The sequence below is a fragment of the Streptomyces chisholmiae genome (assembly GCF_031845445.1).
Taxonomy (GTDB): domain Bacteria; phylum Actinomycetota; class Actinomycetes; order Streptomycetales; family Streptomycetaceae; genus Streptomyces; species Streptomyces chisholmiae.
Genome location: NZ_JAVREO010000012.1, coordinates 225650 through 243397, shown reverse-complemented (window position 1 = coordinate 243397; position 17748 = coordinate 225650). Strand labels below are relative to the sequence as shown.

The 17748-nt window shown below is 74.5% G+C and carries 14 protein-coding genes; 10 read left to right on the top strand and 4 right to left on the bottom strand.

Annotation, left to right across the window (positions count from 1 at the left end):
* Window positions 1–71 precede the first annotated feature (71 nt).
* From RM844_RS21025 to RM844_RS20990, 8 genes are all read left to right on the top strand, one after another.
* Entirely contained in the window at window positions 72–1157 is a 1086-nt protein-coding gene (locus tag RM844_RS21025; RefSeq protein ID WP_311668857.1) for an ABC transporter substrate-binding protein, read from the top strand.
* Between the two features lie 95 nt (window positions 1158–1252).
* Entirely contained in the window at window positions 1253–2617 is a 1365-nt protein-coding gene (gene allB / locus RM844_RS21020) for an allantoinase AllB (protein ID WP_311668856.1), read from the top strand.
* A gap of 13 nt (window positions 2618–2630) precedes the next feature.
* Complete coding sequence (locus RM844_RS21015) at window positions 2631–3506, top strand: hypothetical protein (RefSeq protein WP_311668855.1); 876 nt, start codon at window positions 2631–2633, stop codon at window positions 3504–3506.
* Entirely contained in the window at window positions 3503–4126 is a 624-nt protein-coding gene (locus RM844_RS21010; protein ID WP_311668854.1) for a GntR family transcriptional regulator, read from the top strand. Before RM844_RS21015 ends, RM844_RS21010 begins: the two co-directional genes overlap by 4 nt.
* 146 nt (window positions 4127–4272) lie before the next feature.
* Complete coding sequence (locus tag RM844_RS21005) at window positions 4273–4671, top strand: allophanate hydrolase-related protein (protein ID WP_311668853.1); 399 nt, start codon at window positions 4273–4275, stop codon at window positions 4669–4671.
* Between the two features lie 137 nt (window positions 4672–4808).
* Window positions 4809–6080 (top strand): VWA domain-containing protein, encoded by a 1272-nt coding sequence (locus RM844_RS21000; RefSeq protein WP_311668852.1) that lies wholly within the window; start codon window positions 4809–4811, stop codon window positions 6078–6080.
* The gene (locus RM844_RS20995) at window positions 6077–6913 is read left to right on the top strand and encodes a hypothetical protein (RefSeq protein WP_311668851.1); all 837 of its coding nucleotides are present in this window, start codon (window positions 6077–6079) and stop codon (window positions 6911–6913) included. The genes RM844_RS21000 and RM844_RS20995 overlap by 4 nt, the downstream gene beginning before the upstream one ends.
* 114 nt (window positions 6914–7027) lie before the next feature.
* Complete coding sequence (locus RM844_RS20990) at window positions 7028–7390, top strand: hypothetical protein (RefSeq protein ID WP_311668850.1); 363 nt, start codon at window positions 7028–7030, stop codon at window positions 7388–7390.
* A gap of 66 nt (window positions 7391–7456) precedes the next feature.
* On the opposite strand, the gene RM844_RS20985 is transcribed toward RM844_RS20990, so the two are convergent.
* From RM844_RS20985 to RM844_RS20970, 4 genes are all read right to left on the bottom strand, one after another.
* On the bottom strand, window positions 7457–8032 hold the full coding sequence (locus tag RM844_RS20985) for a hypothetical protein (RefSeq protein WP_311668849.1): 576 nt from the start codon (window positions 8030–8032) through the stop codon (window positions 7457–7459).
* A gap of 106 nt (window positions 8033–8138) precedes the next feature.
* On the bottom strand, window positions 8139–8513 hold the full coding sequence (locus tag RM844_RS20980; protein WP_311668848.1) for a hypothetical protein: 375 nt from the start codon (window positions 8511–8513) through the stop codon (window positions 8139–8141).
* A 34-nt stretch (window positions 8514–8547) separates the two neighbouring features.
* On the bottom strand, window positions 8548–9204 hold the full coding sequence (locus tag RM844_RS20975; RefSeq protein ID WP_311668847.1) for a hypothetical protein: 657 nt from the start codon (window positions 9202–9204) through the stop codon (window positions 8548–8550).
* Window positions 9197–9514 (bottom strand): hypothetical protein, encoded by a 318-nt coding sequence (locus RM844_RS20970; protein ID WP_311668846.1) that lies wholly within the window; start codon window positions 9512–9514, stop codon window positions 9197–9199. Before RM844_RS20970 ends, RM844_RS20975 begins: the two co-directional genes overlap by 8 nt.
* Before the next feature lie 284 nt (window positions 9515–9798).
* Between RM844_RS20970 and RM844_RS20965 the strand changes: the two genes are divergently transcribed.
* Window positions 9799–13032, top strand: coding sequence for a CHAT domain-containing protein (locus RM844_RS20965; protein WP_311668845.1), 3234 nt, complete (start codon window positions 9799–9801; stop codon window positions 13030–13032).
* A gap of 128 nt (window positions 13033–13160) precedes the next feature.
* On the top strand, window positions 13161–17741 hold the full coding sequence (locus tag RM844_RS20960; protein ID WP_311668844.1) for a DUF6531 domain-containing protein: 4581 nt from the start codon (window positions 13161–13163) through the stop codon (window positions 17739–17741).
* Window positions 17742–17748: the final 7 nt, after the last annotated feature.

The following is a 17748-nucleotide window of genomic DNA, read 5'->3' as shown; positions in this document are numbered from 1 at the left end:
CCGACCCCCCGTACCGCCCGCCGCACCCGCCGCCCGTGTCCGCCGACGACCACCCCGAACGGAGCTGCCCCATGACCGCCAACCGTCCCCCGTTCCCCGGCCGGCGCCGGTTCCTGACCGGCGGCCTGGCCCTGGGCGGACTCGCCCTCGCCGCCGGCCCGTTGGCCGGCTGCGCCCCCGGCGAACCCGACGCCGCCCCGGACGCCGAAGCCGGCGGCTCGGCCGGCTTCGGACTCGCCTCCCAACGGCTGGCCTGGGTGAAGAACACCCAGTTCGCCGGCAGCTTCCTCGCCGACCACCACGGCTACTACACCGAGGAGGGCTTCAGCGGCGCCGACCTGGTCGCCGGCGGGCCCACCGCGCCACCCATCGAGTCGGACGTGCTGGACCGCACCTTCGCCGGGGTGTCGCAGATCGCCGGCGTGGGCGCCGCGATCAACGAGGGCGCCCCGCTGAAGATCATCGGCGCCGTCTACCAGCGCAACGCCAGCTGCGTGATGTCGCTCAGCGAACGCCCCGTCCGCGAGCCGACCGACCTCTACGGCAAGACCGTCGGCTGCTCATCCTCCAGCGCGCCGCTGTGGCGGCTCTTCCTCACCGCGCTCGGCCTGGACCAGTCCCGGATCACCACGGTCCCCGTCCAGGGCGACCCGATCGGCATGACCGAGGGGGAGATCGACGCCTACTTCGGCTACACCAACAACCAGCCGATCGAGCTGCGCGCCCGGGGCTTCGAGATCGACGAACTGCTGCTGGCGGACGCCGGGTTCCCCCTCGTCGGCCAGACCTACATCACCACCCAGGAGAACCTCGACCAGCACCGCGACAAGGTCAAGGGCTTCCTGCGGGCCGAGATCCGCGGCTGGCTGGACGTGCTGGCCGACCCCGAGCTGGCCACCCGGGTCACCGTTGAGGACTACGGCAGAACCCTCGGCCTCGACCCGGAGACCACGCTGACCGCCTGCCGGGTGGGCAACGAGCTGATCCTCGACGGCGACCCCGGCCAGCACATCCTGGCGCTCTCCGAGGAGACCGTCGCCGCCAACATCGAGGCCGCCAACGCCGGCGGCCTGGCCATCACCGCCGAGGAACTCTTCGACCTCGACCCGATCCGCGAGGTCTTCGCCGAGGACCCCGGCCTGGCCCTGGACGCCTGACCGGCCGCGCCCACGCCCCCCACCCTGCCCGCCCCCACCTGTCCCCGTCCACCCGTCACCCGCACCGAGACCGAGAGAGCCGAAGGGACCCACCCATGGCACACCAGGCACCGTACGACCTGCTCCTCACCGGCGGCACCGTGGTCGCCCACGACGCCCGCCACCAGCACGACATCGCCGTCCGGGACGGCCGGGTGGTGGCCGTCGGCGACCGGCTGGCCGCCGACACCCCCGCCACCACCGTCGTCGACGCCACCGGGCTGCTCGTGCTGCCCGGCCTCGTCGACGTCCACGTCCACTTCCGGGAGCCCGGCATGACGGAGAAGGAGGACTTCGGCAGCGGCACCCGGGCCGCCGCGGCCGGCGGCGTCACCACCGTCGTCGACATGCCCAACACCTTCCCGCCGGTGGCGACCGCCGAGGGCTTCCAACAGAAGCTCGACCTCGTCGCGCCCAAGGCCCACGTCGACTTCGGCCTCTACGGCATGCTCGGCCAGGACAACGCCGCCGAGATCGGCGCGATGGCCGAGCTGGGCGCCATGGGTTTCAAGCTCTTCATGGGGCAGACCACCGGCGACAACCGCTGCCCCGACGACGCGGCGATCTACCGCGGCCTGGAGGCCGCCGCGGCGGCCGACCTGGTGGTCGGCGTGCACGCCGAGAACGACCACCTGCTGCGCATGTTCATCGACCGGCTGCGCGCCTCGGGCCGCACCGACCCGCGCGCCCACCTGGCCAGCCGGCCCACCTTCGTCGAGGTGGAGGCCGTCACCCGGATCATCACCCTGGCCACCGAGGCCCGCACCAAGCTGCACATCCACCACCTGTCCACAGGGGCCGGGCTGCGCCGGGTGCGCGACCTGCGCGCCGCAGGGCACCGGGTCAGCGTCGAGACCCTCGTCGCCCACCTGTTCTTCGACGACAGCGCCTACGACACCCACGGCAACCTGGTGAAGCTCAACCCGCCGATCCGGCCGGCCGAGGACGTCGCCGAACTGTGGGCCGGCATCGGCCGCGGCGACGTCGACGTGATCGCCACCGACCACGCCCCGCACACCCCGGCCGAGCAGGCGGAGCAGGACGTCTGGCGCGCCTACGGCGGCTTCATCGGGGTGGAGACCATGCTGCCGCTGCTGCTCACCGCCGCCGCCGAGGGCCGGCTCACCGTGGAGGACATCGTCCGGCTCTGCTCCTACACCCCCGCCCAGCGCTGGTCCATGCCCGGCAAGGGCCGGCTGACGCCCGGCGCCGACGCCGACTTCGTGCTGGTCGACGCCGACGCCACCGGTGTGGTCGACCCGGCGCGCATGCACTCCCGGCACAACGTCACCCCGTACGCGGGGCACCCGCTGCGGGGTGCGGTGGTCGCCACCTATCTGCGCGGAGAATCGGTGTTCGACAAGAGCGGGATCACCGGGGCGCCGCGCGGCCGCCAGGTGCGCCCCGCCCGGCAGGTGTGAGATGAGGAACCAGATGACGACGGAATCCCGGACCCGGGTGGCGACCCCGCACGAGGCGGTGGCACGGTGCCTGGCGGAGGTGGGCCTGACCCCCGACCAGCCGCCGGCCGCCCGCCCGCCGGCGGTGCTGGCCGCGATCGGCACCACCGCCCCGCACGCGCTGGCCGGCCGGCTGCTGCGGGACGCGCTGGCCGCCGAACGGGTCGAGGTCGACCGGGCGTTGCCGTTCGACGACCCGGCCGCGCTGCTGGCCAGCCCCGACTGGCGGCTCGCCCTCGTGCTGAGCCCGTGGAAGAAGCAGGTCGCCACCCTGGTGGACGAGCTGACGCCGTCGGCGGCCGGCACCGGCGTGGTGGACACCGTGGTCCGCGACCGCGCCGGCCGGCTGCTCGGCGTCAACACCAACTCCTGGGCGGCGCAGGCCGCGATGGAGACGCTGCTCGGCGGCGAGGTGCCGGCCGGCACGCTGGTGCTCGGCTCCGGCGGCTCGGCCGGCTCGGTGGCGCTCGCCGCCCGCCGCGCCTGGCCGGCCGCGCCGCTGGTGGGCAGCGCGCGGAACGCGGCGGCGCTGGCCGCCTGGGCCGCCGACTTCGAGGCGCGGCCGGCCGCCCCCGACGCCCTGCCGGCGGTCCTCGCCGCCGGCGACGCCCCGTCGCTGATCGTCAACACCACCACCTGGGGCGAGACGGACGCCTCCGAGGAGCGGCCGTTCGCGTTCCCGCTGCCGCTGCTGCTGGCCCCCGGACGCCGCCTCTTCGATCTCAACAACCGGGTCTCGGCGCTCCAACACGCCGCCCTGGAAGCCGGGATGAGCGTGATGTCCGGCACCTACATGCAGCGGGTCACCAACCGGTGCCGGGCCGCCCTGCTCGCGGCGCTGGCCTCATGAGCACCACCCGGGAACGCGTCTACCGGCTGCTGCGCCAGCGCATCACCACCGGCGAGTACGCGGGCGGCATCCGGCTGGTCGAGGAGCAGATCGCCGAGGAGGTGGGGGTCAGCCGCACCCCGATCCGGGAGGCCCTGCAACGGCTGACCAGCGACGGGCTGGTGCAGCGGGTCCGCCGCGGCCAGCTCGTGGTGGTCAGCGTCGACGCCGAGGCGCGCGCCGAACTCCACCTGCTGCGCGTCGCGTTCGACGAGGTCGCCGCCCGGAGCCTGAGCGCCAAGGCGGACCGGGTGGACTGGGCGCCGCTCTACGCGCTGCTCGACCCGCTGGCCGCCGCGATGGGCGAACACGGTGTCGGAAGCCCGCAGTTCTCCCTGGCCCACCTGGACCTGCACATGGCCATCAACCGGGTCGCGTTCTCGCCGACCACCTCGTCGTTCCTGGAACGGCAGGCGTTCCTCTACCCGACGGACGACTACGTGCAGCAGTCCGGGCACGAACCGGTCTCCCAGCACCGGGCGTTGCTGGACGACCTGGCCAGCGGCGACCAGGAGCGGGCGCTCACCGCGGTCCGGGTGCACGCGCTGCGCGGCCACGGCAACACCACGCTCACCGAATGACCGGGCCCAGGCCCGCGGCCCGGCCGCCCCAGGCCGGGCCGCCCGCCGCCCAACGGGCCGACGCACGGCCCGACTTACCCGCCGCGCCGGCGGTCCGCCCCGCGGCCCGCCGCACGGTTCGACTCACGGACGACAGGAGTCCCCACGTGCACGACGACACCGTCACCATGTTCGTCAACGGCCAGGCGATGGGCGGGGGTGAGCTGAACGACGCCCTCGCCGGGGCCCGCTTCCTCGGCCCCGTCCGCACCGCCCCGCGCTACCGCTTCCTCTCCTTCGACGACCGCTTCCCCGGGCTGCTGCCCGACGAGGAGGCCGGCTGGTCGGTCCCCGGCGAGATCTACCAGGTCTCCTACCGCGACCTGCGGGAGCGGCTCCTGCCGAGGGAGCCGGCCGAGTTGGAGCTGTCGGCGATTCTGCTGGAGGACGGCCGCGGCTCGCTCAGCATGGTCTGCCGGCAGCCCGTCGTCCCCGGCGGCCGGGTCCGGGAGATCACCGCGGCCGGCGGCTGGCGAGCCCACCTGGCGGAGACCGCCGGCGCCTGACAACGAGCCGAGGCGGGCGGGCCGGCAGCGGGCGGGCCGAGGCGGGGCTAGCGCGCCGGTGCGGCCAACCGGCGGTGCCGAACGCTTAGTTGACGGCCCGTTTCGTCATTTCGCCGCCAGATCAATAGCATCAACGGATGATCTTGAGACGATGGTTGACGGTGGCCCTCGGCGGGCTGCTCGTCACACTTGCCATGGGCGGCGGCCTCGCCCCGACCGCCCAGGCTGACCAGCCAGAACAGGACGGCCCACCGCCCCGGGTCGACCTGGTCCTGGACGTCAGCGGTTCCATGCGGGAACGCGACATGGGCGGCGGCGAATCCCGCATAGCCGCCGCGCAGCGCGCCTTCAACGAGGTGATCGACGCCGTCCCCGACGAAGTGCACCTCGGCATCCGCACCCTCGGCGCCACCTACCCCGGCGACGACCTCGAAGTCGGCTGCCGGGACAGCGAACAGCTCTACCCCGTCGGCCCCATCGACCGCACCGAGGCCAAGACCGCGGTCGCCACCCTGCGCCCCACCGGCTGGACCCCGATCGGCTACGCGCTGCGCGGCGCCAACGAGGACCTCGGCGACGGCGAGGGCACCCGCCGGATCGTGCTGATCACCGACGGCGAGGACTCCTGCGGCGAGCCCGACCCCTGCCTGGTGGCCCACGAACTCGCCGCCAGCGGCACCGACCTGGTGGTCGACACCCTCGGCCTGACCCTCGACGACGCCGTCCGCGAACAGCTCAGCTGCATCGCCGAGGCCACCGGCGGCACCTACACCGCCGTCCAGGACGCCGACCAACTCGCCGACCGCATCAACCAGTTGGTGCGCCGCGCCGAGCAGCCGGTGGAGACCCCCGCCACCGTGACCGGCGCCGACGAGTGCCAGCGGGCGCCCTGGCTCGCCGTCGGCGTCTACGAGGACCGCGAGGAGTTCAACGAGCACCGCTGGTACCGGGTGCCCGTGCTGCCCGGCCAGGAACTCCGCGTCTCGGCCAGCGTCGCCGCCGACCGCGCCGTCAACCCCGACTACGGCGTGCTGCTCCGCGCCGTCGACGAGGACGGCCGCGAACTGACCCGCGGCACCGGAGCCGGCACCGGCCGCACCGACGTGCTCTCCACCGGCCTCCGCCACCCGGTGCCCGAGACCGACGAGGACGCCGACACGCCCCGCACCGTTTGCCTGGTGCTCAGCAACTCCTTCTCCGCCCCCGACTCCGTGGTCCGCACCCCCGGGCTGCCCGTCGAGCTGACCGTCGACGTGGTCTCCGGACCCGACACCTCGCCCGACGCGGCCTCGTTCGGGCTGGCCAGGGGCTGGGTGCCGATCCTGCTGCTGACCGGCGCCGGCCTGCTCGCCGGCCTCGTCGGCGGCGCGCTGGTACGACTGATCGCGGTGTTGCGGAGGACGGCATGAGACGACTGACCCGACGCGGGCCCCGCTGGTTCGCGCTGGCCCTGCTGACCGCGGCGCTCGGCCTGACCGGCGCCGGCCAGGCGCACGCGGCGGACGCCGAGGACCCGGCCGCCGCCGAGGCCACCGAGGCCGGCACCGCCTTCCGCACCGCCACCGTCATCGACCAGAACCAGACCGCCACCGCGGCCGCCTCAACCGGCGACTACCTCTACTGGGTCTTCCCGGCCGCCGCGGGCCAGCAGGTGACCGCCGAGGCCACCGTGACCCTGCCGGACCCCGGGATCCGCAGCGGCCCGGTCACCTGGCGCCTGGACGTCTACGACGGGCTGCGGCGCTACCAGTCCTGCACCTCGGGCCAGCAGACCGCGACCGCCGACGAGACGGCGACCACCCTCGCCCTGGACTGCGCCCCGCGCCCGGTCCGCTCCTGGGCCGACCCGTGGTCCGACACCCCGCTGCCCGGCGCCTACTACCTGCGCCTCTCGGTCGCCGAGCTGCCGGAACGCGACCTCGGGCTGCCGGTCGACGTCGAGGTGCGGGTCACCGCCGAGGGGTCCAGCGGCTCCGTGGCGGTCGGCGGCAGCCTCGCCGAGCCCCTGCTGCCGGTCGGCGCCGCCGGCACCGTCAGCACCGACGCGCCGGCCGACGCCACCAGCGACGGGGCAGACGACTCGGCAGACGCCGAGGAGACGAGTCCCTACCTCGCCGCCGTTCCCGAGCCGGACGGCGGCTGGATGGGCGGCTGGTGGAACGACCGCTGGCTGTGGACCACGGCCGGCGGCGTCCTCGCCGCGCTGGCCGCCCTCGGCGGCTACCGCCTCACCCGCCCCTGACCGCGCCCCCATCCCCGCCGCGCCGGCGCCCACCCGGGCCCCGGCGCGGCGCCGTCCCCGGGCCGGTCCGGTCCGGACTGGACAGCACACCGGCCCGGCTGGTCGGCTGGGCCCATGAGCCTCACCGTGGACGTGCTCACCATCGACCCGGACGGCACCTGGCACCTCCAGGCCACCCCGGCCGGCTGCTCCGACCTGGCCGGCCCCGAGAGTTGGCGCACCACGGTCTGGGGCTCGCCCACGGTCCACGCCCTGGGCGCGCGGTTCTTCCCCCAGCTGGCCCACGGCGACCTGATCGTCCCGCCGGACCAGGTGCCGGACTTCCTCCGCGAGTGCGCGCTGCTGCGCACCGCCCTGGACAGCATCACCCCCACCCCGGACGGGCGGTCCGCCCCGCTGGTCGCCGAGCGCCTGACCACCATCGAGCTGGCGGCCACCCGAGCCCTCCACACCGGCGCCGGCCTCGTCCTCTGGTGAGGGCGCTCGGCTCTGCCACGCGCCCGAGGCGTCTCCACGGCGCGCGTCCGTGGGGGGCGCGGGCTGCTATTCGACGAGCGTCCAGTCGGAGCAACCGGTGGTTTCGAACGCCACGTCGGACGGGTCGATGGTGATCACGCCGGGGCCGTCAAGGTTGTCGTTGGCGATGATGTCTCCGAACTCGCCGCTGGTACCGGAGAGCCGGGCCCAGTAGCAGCCGAAACTGTCCGGTCCTGCCGTCCGATAGGTGCCGGCGTCGATGTCGGTCCCGATGAGGAACACACCGCTGCCGGGAATCCCCTCGGGCTCGGGTACCGCCTCTTCCTCGGGCTCGGGTTCCGGTGCGGGCTCCTCCTCGGGAGCCGGTTCCTCCGCGACTGGCTCGGCGTCTTCCTCGGCGGGCACCTCCGAGGATTCGCTCGCCTCGTCGGCTGTGTCGCTGGCCTGTACCGGTTCTTCTTCCTCTTCGGGGGGCGCGACGATGTTGCCGACGACGCCGACGGCGAAGAGAGCGCCGACGATGACGCCGACCTTCTGCCAACGGGAGAGACGCTTCCACCGGCCGGGCGGTGGCCCTGGGGGTGGTCCTGGGTTCGGCGAGATTGGCTGCTGGGCCCATGAGGGCTGCTGTGGTGTCGTCACGCACAGCATCATGGCGGGGTGTCCACCGACTGTTCTCGGAAGTGATCATTCTGTGATGGTGATCGTGCCTCCTGGGTTGAGCCCCGGCCGGAACGTGCGTGACCGCTCAGGGCTGGGCGTCCACCTCCGCGAGCAACTCCGCCGCCGTGGTGCCCGGTTGGACCCGGACGTCGAAGTAGTAGCCCTGGTCGCAGAAGACCAGCTCCACGGCGTCCGGCACCAACCGGCGGAGCAGAGCGGCCAGTCGCGCCGAGTCGGGCAGCGACGCGTCGAAGTACAGGCCGGTGCCGTTTTCGGGCAGGACCACCTCGCCCGGCCCGTCGTCCGTGGGGACGACCCAACGAACGGCCGGCCGTTCGGCGAACCGGATCGGGGCGGCGTCCACCGCCCCCCACGACCCGGCCAGCGCGGTGGTCACCTCAGCCGCATCGAGCCGCCACGGCGTGGTCGAGCCGTCGAAGAACGCCAGATACGTCGCCATCTCCCGTGTCTACCACTCTCGCCTGGAGTCCGCGTCAGAACAGGCGGTGGCGGGAGATGGCCCGGAGGGCCTCGTCGGGGGTGGGGAAGGCGTCCGTGCCGGCCCGGACTTCGTCGACCAGCCATTCCTTGGTGTCGAGCACGCACACCAGGTGGAAGCCCTGCACCGGGTCGATGACCACCGCGCGCCAGCGACCCGGCGCGGTGTCGCTCGGCACCGCGTCCCCCACGTGCCGTCCCGTGACGGAGTCCACGGCGAGGACGCGGCCGGTGCCGTCCGTCGTATGGCGGGACGTCAACTCGCCCAGCAGCGGCGTGGCCGCCTCGGCCGCCGCCGGCAGGAGCAGCGTGACCAGCCACTCGGCTGGGGTGGACCGGAAGACCTGCTCGGAGTACGCGCGGCGGTCCGCCCCGGCGGGGAGCGGAAAGACCATCCACAGCGCGGGCGGCTTCACGACGACGACGGCGTTCGGCGTCACCGGGTGCGGCATCCGGAGCTCGGACGACGGGCGAGCAGCTGGCCGGCGGGCGGGCGGCAGACCGGAGTGGGCCCGGGCGACGGCCGCTGCCAGGTCAGGGTAGACGGCGGGGCGGCCACGCCACTGGAGGCACTCGGCACTGTTGCCGTCGCCCCGGGTCGTCCAGGCCCTCACCTCCAGCATCGCCCAACCCGCCGGTGGTGTCTCAGCCATGCTCACCTCGAAGCCGCCGCAGCCAGAGCGCGACCCGGTGGAACCCGCCCTGGCGGTGCACCGCTTCGTAGTACTCCCGGCTCACGGCCACGAGTTGGGACCGGTCCGGGCAGAAGAGCGTGAAGAGCCATATGTGCACCGCCTGGTCGGCGTCGCTCAGCAGCTTCCACTCCTCGCCCGTGGTCTCGGCCAGTTCGCTGAGGCACGAGGTCAGGGCGAGGTTCGCGTCGCCCGCCCAGTCCTCGTTGATCCACCGGTCGTGGTTCGCCCCGATCTGGACGACGTCCTGCTGCGTGGCCCTCCCGTTCAAAAGGCGCCTGACGAGCTCGACTTGCGGGTCGGGTGTGTTGCGCACCGGTCTCCCTTCGCGCCGCCGCCCGGTGGGGGCAACGGCCGCTGCGCACGGGGGAGTTTCAGGGTAGCGAGGCAGAGTGAGGCGGCGCCGGGCCAACCTGGGCCACGGTCGGGGGACATCCGGGCCTGGCCCGGTGGATTTTCGGGGCGGTGAAGGCTGTTGGGGGCGGCGTTGGGCAGCCTTCTCGGCGGGTGTGCCGGGCGACGGGCCGGCGAAGGTCCGCCACGACGAGGGGGAGCATGGTCGAGCAAGGGCAGGTCACACAGGGCCCTTCGGGAGGTCGGTCCGACGAGGCGGCGGTGTCGGCCCGGGCGGCCACGGCGGTGCGGCGGGCCGAGGAGGTGTTGCGTCGGGCGGAGTACGCCCCGGTGCCCGTCCCGGCCCTCGGCCTGGTGCGCGGCGCGGAGTTGGACGAGGCGGTGTCCGAACTCGTCGCGGTCGAGGACCTGTTGCCCGTGGACGCCGCCGAGCGTCGCGAACTGGTGCCGGCGCTCGGCGTTCTGCGTGCCCTCCGCCACGCGGTGACGTCGGGCACCGGCCTGCGGGTCCGGGAGTTCCGGCCGAACCCGGCCGGCCCGCCGACCCCGCCGGCGGTGGACCGGGAGGCCGCGCTGGGCCACCTGCGGTGGGCCGACCGGCGGCTGCCGCTGACCGACCCGCTGGCGACCGCCGCCCGGCTGGCTCTGGTCCGGCTGCTGGCCCCGAAGTGGCTGGCCCGCGCCGAGCGCCGCGACCTGCTGGAGATCGTGGGGTCGGCGGCCCGGCAGCGCGCCGCCGACCCCGGGGTCTGGGAGGCCGTCCGGGTGCAGGACCGCCTGGCGCGCACCATGTTCCCGCCGACCGTCACCTGGCGACTGGTCGACACCGCGCAGGTATTCAACATCGCGGTGGCCCTCAGCTGCGCGGACGGTGGCGTCGCCCTCATGGGGCTGCCGCCGCGCCAGGAGGCCCAGGCACGGCGGCTGTTCGCCGCGCTGGCCGAGGCGCCGGACGAGCGCCGGATGGTCACTGCCGTCCACGCCTGGCTGGACCTACTGGCCGCCCTGCCCGACGGGCCGATGCGGCCGCACTTCGTCCAGCACCGCGCCGACCTGCTCGGGGTGCTGGAGGCGGCGAACCCCAACCCGAGCGCGGAGCCGCGGGACGGCGGCGTCCCGCGCCGCGGCTGGCAGTGGCCGGCCGCCCGGGCCGCCGCGGCGGACCTCGCGGCCCTGCTCGACGGCGACGTGAGCTACTTCGGCGGCGTCCAACCGGCGGCGGCTGTGGCCGCGTTGGGCTGGCCGGCCGGTGCGCCGTCCGGGGTCTCCTGGCTGGTCGCCGAGCTGGCCGGCGGCGGCCCAGCCGGCCAGCCGGCCGCACCCGGTGCGGCCGGCCGCGCCGCCCCGGCCGGCCGCTACGGGCTCTGGCCGGCGGACCCGGACCGGCTGGCGCGGGCCGCCCGCCAGCTGCGGGACGCGGTGCGCGACCCGGCCGCCGCGGGCGGCGACCCGCGGCTCGCCGGGTACCGCCCCATGGCCCGGGCGATCCGGCTGCTCGGCCGGGCCCGCGTCGAGGACCGGGGCCTCCTCGACCAGGCCGTCGCGCGGGTTCGCCGGTGCCTGGACCGGGGGCCGATCCTCGGCGACCCGGAGTTCCACCGCCTGCTGGAGGGCGCGCTGCGCTGCGACCTCGCCCTGGAGTGCCTCCGCGGCGCGCTGCGGGAGCACAACCCGGAGCTGCTGGCGACGGCCCTGGTGGAGCTGGAGATGCTGCACGACCTGGCGGTGTGGGGCTGGGGCTCCGGGGTCGAGTACACCGCCCTCTCGCGGCTCGCCCACGCGCACGTCCTCCGCGCGCGGCTCGTCCCCGCGACCGCCGCCGACCACCTCGACCGGGCGGTGGAAGCCGGTCGCTGGGCGATGAACGAGCTGACCGCGCACGTCCTGCACCAGCACGGCGCCGAAGCCGCCCTGGCGGCGGCCCGCGCCGGTGCCACCCTGGCGCTGCGGGTGGCGGGCTGGGCCGGCGAACGGGGGCGGGCGGGGGACGTGGTGGAGGCGCTGGAGTTCGGCCGGGCCCTGGTGCTGCGGGCCGCCGCCGTCTCCGCCACGATCTCCGACCGCCTTCGGCAGCGTGGCTTCCCGCAGCTCGCCGCACGCTGGGACGCCACTTCCTGGGACGTCAAGGAGACGACGGACGAAGAGAGCGCTGCGGCGGAGCTGCGGCAGCAGGCGTTCCGCGCGCTCGGCGTCTCCGACCGGTTCACCAGCCGGGGCGGGCGCGGCACCCGGTTCCTCTTCGAAACGCCCAGCCCGGCGCTGCTGGGGACCGAGCTCGCCGAGTGCGGCGCCGACGCCCTCGCCTACCTGGTGCCGGGCGACGGGAGGAGCCCGGGCTACGCGGTGCTGCTGACGCCCGGGCTGACCGGGTTCCAGCTGCTGACCCTGCCCGGGCTCACCACGGAGGCCCCGCCGCTGCGGCGCTACCTGACCGCCGCCGCCGACCGCTCCCGCGCGCTCAACACGGATGACGAGCCGGCGGCCGAGGATGTCTGGCGAGGGGCCCTCACCGAGCTGTGCGACTGGGCGTGGCCGGCCGCCATCGGCCCGCTGCTCGACGCGCTCGCCCGGCGCGGCACGGCCGCCCCGGAACCGCGCGTCGTGCTGGTGCCCGGTGGCCCGCTCGGCCTCGTCCCCTGGCACGCGGCCCGGGCGCCGGGCGCCGGCCCTTACGCCTGCCAGCGAGCCGTGTTCAGTTACGCGGCCTCCGGTGCCCAGTTGCTCCGCGCCGTCGCCCGCCGCCGGCGGCGGCCCGCCGAACGCCCCGCGCTGCTGGCCTCCTTCGACCTGCTCTGGGCGCCGATCGAGACCGACCTGCTGCACGCGGCGTACTACCCGAACGCCCGCCGCTACGGCGACTGCGAGCGGGGCGAGCCCGACGCCCCCGGCACCCGCGACGAGGTGCTGGCGGTGCTTCCTGGCGGCGACCGTCCCGCGTCGCTGGTCCACCTGTCCTGCCACGGCATGGCAGGACCGAGCCCGGACCGGTCCTCGTTGTCGCTGGAGGACGGGGAGTTGACCGTCGCCCGGCTGCTGACCCACGCGGCCGGGGCGCGGTCGGGTGAGGACGCCGGCCCGCTGGTGGTGCTCAGCGTCTGCGAGACCGACCTCAGCACCCGTGACCATGACGAGGCGTTGACGGTGGCCACCGCGCTGGTCACCGCCGGTGCCGCCGACGTGGTCGGCTCCCGCTGGGCGGTGCGGGACGGTGCCACGGCGGTGCTGATCAGCGTTTTCCACCACTTCCTGAACACCGAAGGCCTCGCCCCGGCCGACGCGCTGCGCGCCGCCCAGCTCTGGATGCTCGACCCGGACCGGACGCCACCCGCTACCCTGACCGGCCCACTGGCCAGCGAGGCGACCCGCTCGGACCTGCACCACCCGCCGCACTGGGCGGCGTTCACCCACCAGGGGAACCCGCGGCCCAACGGCTGACATGTCGGTAACGTCGGGCAGGCCGGGATGTCCCGAAGCCCGGCGACAGATCATCGCTTGTCCCGACACCCCGCTCGTTGCGCTATGTTCACCTTCGGGGCACGGGTACGGGGCACGGGGAGATACTGATGACGCGTCCTTCCGACTGGTCGCCAGTCGACATGGATCGGGATCCGACACCGGGGGAGCCCGACGAGGTCCGCGAACTCGCCGACGAGCTGCGGGACTTCGCCGATGATGTGGGCGACGCGCTGGGGCGGATCCGCGGCATGGCGGGGGAGCGCGCCATGTTGGACTGGGCGGGGTTGTCGGCGGACGCGTTCCGCCGGGAGTTCGACGGGGTGCCCGGCAACCTGACCAAGCTGGAGGAGAGTTACTCCCTCTGCTCGCAGGCGTTGCAGACGTACTGGCCCAAGCTGCAGACCGCCCAGGGGATGGCGGACCGTGCGTTGGACCGGGCGGTCGCCGCGCAGGCCGATCTGGCGTCCGCGCAGAGCGCGTTGGGGGACGCGACGGACTGGGTCGGTCGGGCCGGCGAGGAGTCCGAGCGCCTCCAGCGGGAGGGCGAGCGGGACGATGTCGAGCCGCCGGACGAGGCCGACGTCCGCGCCGCGACCCGGGACCAGCAGGCCGCCGAGGCGGCGGCCGGCGCCGCCCAGGGCCGGGTCAACGACGCCGAGGAGCGCCTGTCCGCCGCGCGCCAACTGGCCCTGGACGCACAGGGGATGCGGGAGGACGCGGCCCGCGAGTGCGCCCGGGACATCGAGGAGGCGTCCGACGCCGGCATCCAGAACCGGAAGTGGTGGCAGGACGCCATCAAGTGGGTGACCGACAACTGGGACACCCTGGTCGAGATCTGCAAGGTGATCGTCGCCGTCCTCGGCATCGTCGTGATGATCATCGGCGGCCCGCTCGCCTGGGTGGTGCTGGCCGCCGCCCTCGTCGTGCTCGCCGACACCCTCATCAAATACGCCAGAGGAGAAGCCGGACTCCTCGACGTGGCCTTCGCCGCGCTGGACTGCATCCCCGGCTTCAAGGGCCTGACCACGCTCGGCGGCCTCGCCCGCGGACTGCGCGGCCTGGCCACCACCGGCCTCCGCGGCCTCCAGCAGGGCCTGCGCGGCCTCGGCCAGACGCTGCGCCGGATGGGCCGCGGCGGCGACAACCTGGTCTGCCGGACCGACCCCATCGACATGGCCACCGGCGAGATGGTGATGGACGCCACCGACGTCACCCTCCCCGGCGTCCTACCCCTGGTGCTCCAGCGGCACCACCGGACCAGCCTGCGGGAGGGCACCTGGTTCGGCCGCTCCTGGGCCTCCACCCTTGACCAGCGCCTCGTCCTCGACCCGGCCGGTGTACGGTTCGTCACCGCCGACGGCATGACCCTGGACTACCCGCGCCCGCTTCCCGACGAGCCGGTGCTGCCCGTCGAGGGCCCGCGGTGGGGGCTGGCCTGGAGCGGCGCGCCGGGCGATCCGCTCACCGTCCACCAGCCGGCGACCGGCCGCACCCTGGCCTTCGCGCCGATCTCCGGGCGGCGCGGCGGTGAACTGCCCCTGGTCTCCGTCACCGACCGGCACGGCAACCGGATCGACGTGCGGTACGACGCCGAGGGCGCCCCCACCGACGTCGTGCACGACGCCGGGTACCACGTCGGCGTCACCACCCACCAGGGGCGGATCACCGAGCTCCGACTGCTCAGCGCCCCGGACCAGCCCGTGCTGCTGGCCTACGGCTACGACGAGCGAGGCGACCTCACCGAGATCACCAACTCGTCCGGCCGGCCGTTCCGGCTCAGCTACGACGACCAGCACCGCGTCACCGGATGGCGGGACCGCAACGACCGCTGGTACCGCTACACCTACGACACCGAGGGCCGGTGCGTCGCCACCGACGGCACCGACGGCGCCCTGGCCAGCCGGATCGTCTACGACGCTGAGCACAACCGGACGTTGTTCACCGACGCGCTCGGCGGTACCACCGTCTTCCAGTTCAACGACTGCTACCAGCTCGTCACCGAGACCGATCCGCTCGGGCACCACACCCACCGCGCCCACGACCGCTACGACCGGCTGCTCAGCCTCACCGATCCACTCGGCCGGGTCACCAGGTACCGGCACGACGAGCGGGGGCGGGTCGCCGCCGTGGTCCGGCCGGACGGCCGGGAGGTCCGGTTCGACCACGACGAACTGGGGCTGCCGATCCGGATCGTCGAGGCCGACGAGGCCGTCTGGCAACAGGAGTTCGACGAGCGGGGCAGCCGCCTCTCGGTGACCGACCCGGCCGGGGTCACCACCCGCTACGCCTACGACGACCGGGGCGGGGTACGCGCCATCACCGACCCCTTCGGCAACGTCACCTCGGTGGAGTGCGATGCCGCCGGCCAGGTCGTCGCGGTCACCGGCCCGGCCGCCGGGGTGACCCGCTACCGGCGGGACGCCTTCGGCCGGCCGGTGGAGGTGACGGAGCCGGGCGGCGGGACCCGGCGCCTGGAGTGGTCGGTCGAGGGGAAGCCGCTGCGCCACACCGACCCGCTCGGCGGCACCCAGGTCTGGCACTGGGACGGCGAAGGGAACTGCCTGCGGCACATCGACGAGGCCGGTGGCGAGACCCGGTTCGCGTATGGCCCCTTCGACCTGCCCACCGTGCAGGTCCGCCCGGACGGCGCCCGGTACACGTTCACCCGCGACGCCGAACTGCGGCTGGTCCGGGTCACCAACCCGCAGGGCCTGGAGTGGAGTTACACCTTCGACGCGGCCGGCGGCCTGGTCGGGGAGGTGGACTTCGACGGCCGCGCCACCCGCTACCGGCGGGACGCGGCGGGCCAGTTGGTCGAACGGGTCAACGCCGCCGGGCAGCGCGTCGCCTTCGAGCGCGACGCCATGGGGCTGATCAGCCGGAAGGACGCCGACGGCCAGGAGACGCGCTACACCTTCGACGCCGCCGGCCGGCTGCTGTGGGCCGCCAACCCCGACGCCGAACTGGAGCTGGTCCGGGACCCGTTGGGCCGGATCGTGGCGGAGACCTGCAACGGCAGGACCGTCACCCACACGTTCGACGCGCTGGCCCGCCCCGTGCGCCGCACCACGCCCGGCGGGGTCACCAGCGAGTGGCGGTACGACGCGGCCGGCAAGCCGGTCTCGTTGACCACGGCGGGCCGCACCATGAGCTTCGAGCACGACGTGGCGGGCCGCGAGGTCAGCCGTGGCTTCGGGGCGGACGTGTCGGTCCGGCACGCCTGGGACGCGGCCGGCCACCTGGTCGGCCGCGGCGTCGCCGTCGGCGGCCGCCGGCTCCGGGACCGGACCTACGCCTACCGCGCCGACCACTACCTCAGCGAGACGCACCTCAGCGAGACGCCGCTCGGCGAGAGCCACCTCGGCGACACGCCGTTCGACGCCGGCCGACCGGGGGAGGCCACCCGGCTGACGCTGGACCCGGTGGGACGGGTCCTCGACCTCACCTCGCCGGCCGGCGACGAGTCCTACCGGTACGACGACGCCGGCAACCAGGTGTTCGCCCAGTGGCCCGACGCCGCGGACGCCCCGGACGTGACGGACGCCCTGGGCGACCGCCAGTACACCGGCACCTCGATCACCCGTGCCGGTCGGGTCAGCTATCGGCACGACGCCCTGGGTCGGATCGTCAGCAAGCGGCGGAAGACCCTGTCCGGGCAGGCCCGCACCTGGTCCTACGCCTGGGACGCCGAGGGCCGACTGACCAGCACCCACACCCCGGACGGCGCCAGGTGGGCGTACGCCTACGACCCCCTGGGCCGGCGGATCGCCAAGCACCTGCTGGACGCGGACGGCCGGCCCGTGGACAGCGTGCTCTTCGCCTGGGACGGCGCCACCCTCATCGAGCAGTCCACGGCCGCCCCGCCCGGCGCCGGCCGGCCGGCCCGGACGACCACCTGGGAGTACCGGGGCACTCACCCCGTCGCGCAGCTCGACCAGGACGAGGTGGACGCCCGGTTCCACGCCATCGTGACGGACCTCGTCGGGGCCCCCACGGAGCTGCTCGACGAGTCCGGCGCGGTCACCTGGCGGCGCCGGGCGACGCTCTGGGGCACGCCGGCCGCGGCGTTCGCGGCCACCTCGGGCGGCGCCGACACCCCGCTGCGCTTCCCCGGCCAGTACGCGGACGAGGAGACCGGCTGGCACTACAACTACCACCGGCACTACGACCCGGAGACCGCCCGCTACACCGCGCCGGACCCCATGGGACTGTCGGCGGCCCCCAACCCGGTCGCCTATGTGCACAATCCGCACATCTGGTCCGACCCGCTGGGCCTGGAGGGGTTCCTCGACTTCTTCACCGTGCAGTCCCCGGAGGACGCGGCCCGGCTGCGCGGCGACGGCACCCCGTGGCCCGGTGACGCGACCCGCGGCCAGTACGGCGACGGCGTCTACTCCTGGGGCAGCCAGCACGACGCGGAGGCCTACGCCGACCTGTTGCGCAACCGGCGGGGGGCCGACGTGGAGATCATGCACTTCCGCGTCTCCGAGGCCGACTTCGCCTCGATGAACCGGATGGACATCACCGCCCTGTCATCGGACGACGCGGAGGCCTTCATGGACCGGCACAGCCGGTTGTACGGCGACGGGGCACCGCACAACTTCGACTACATCAGGGGCTTCACCAGCAACTTCGGAAACGAACACTTCTTCACCCCGTCGGTATTCTGCCGACTGAAGTTCTCCTGAGGCGACG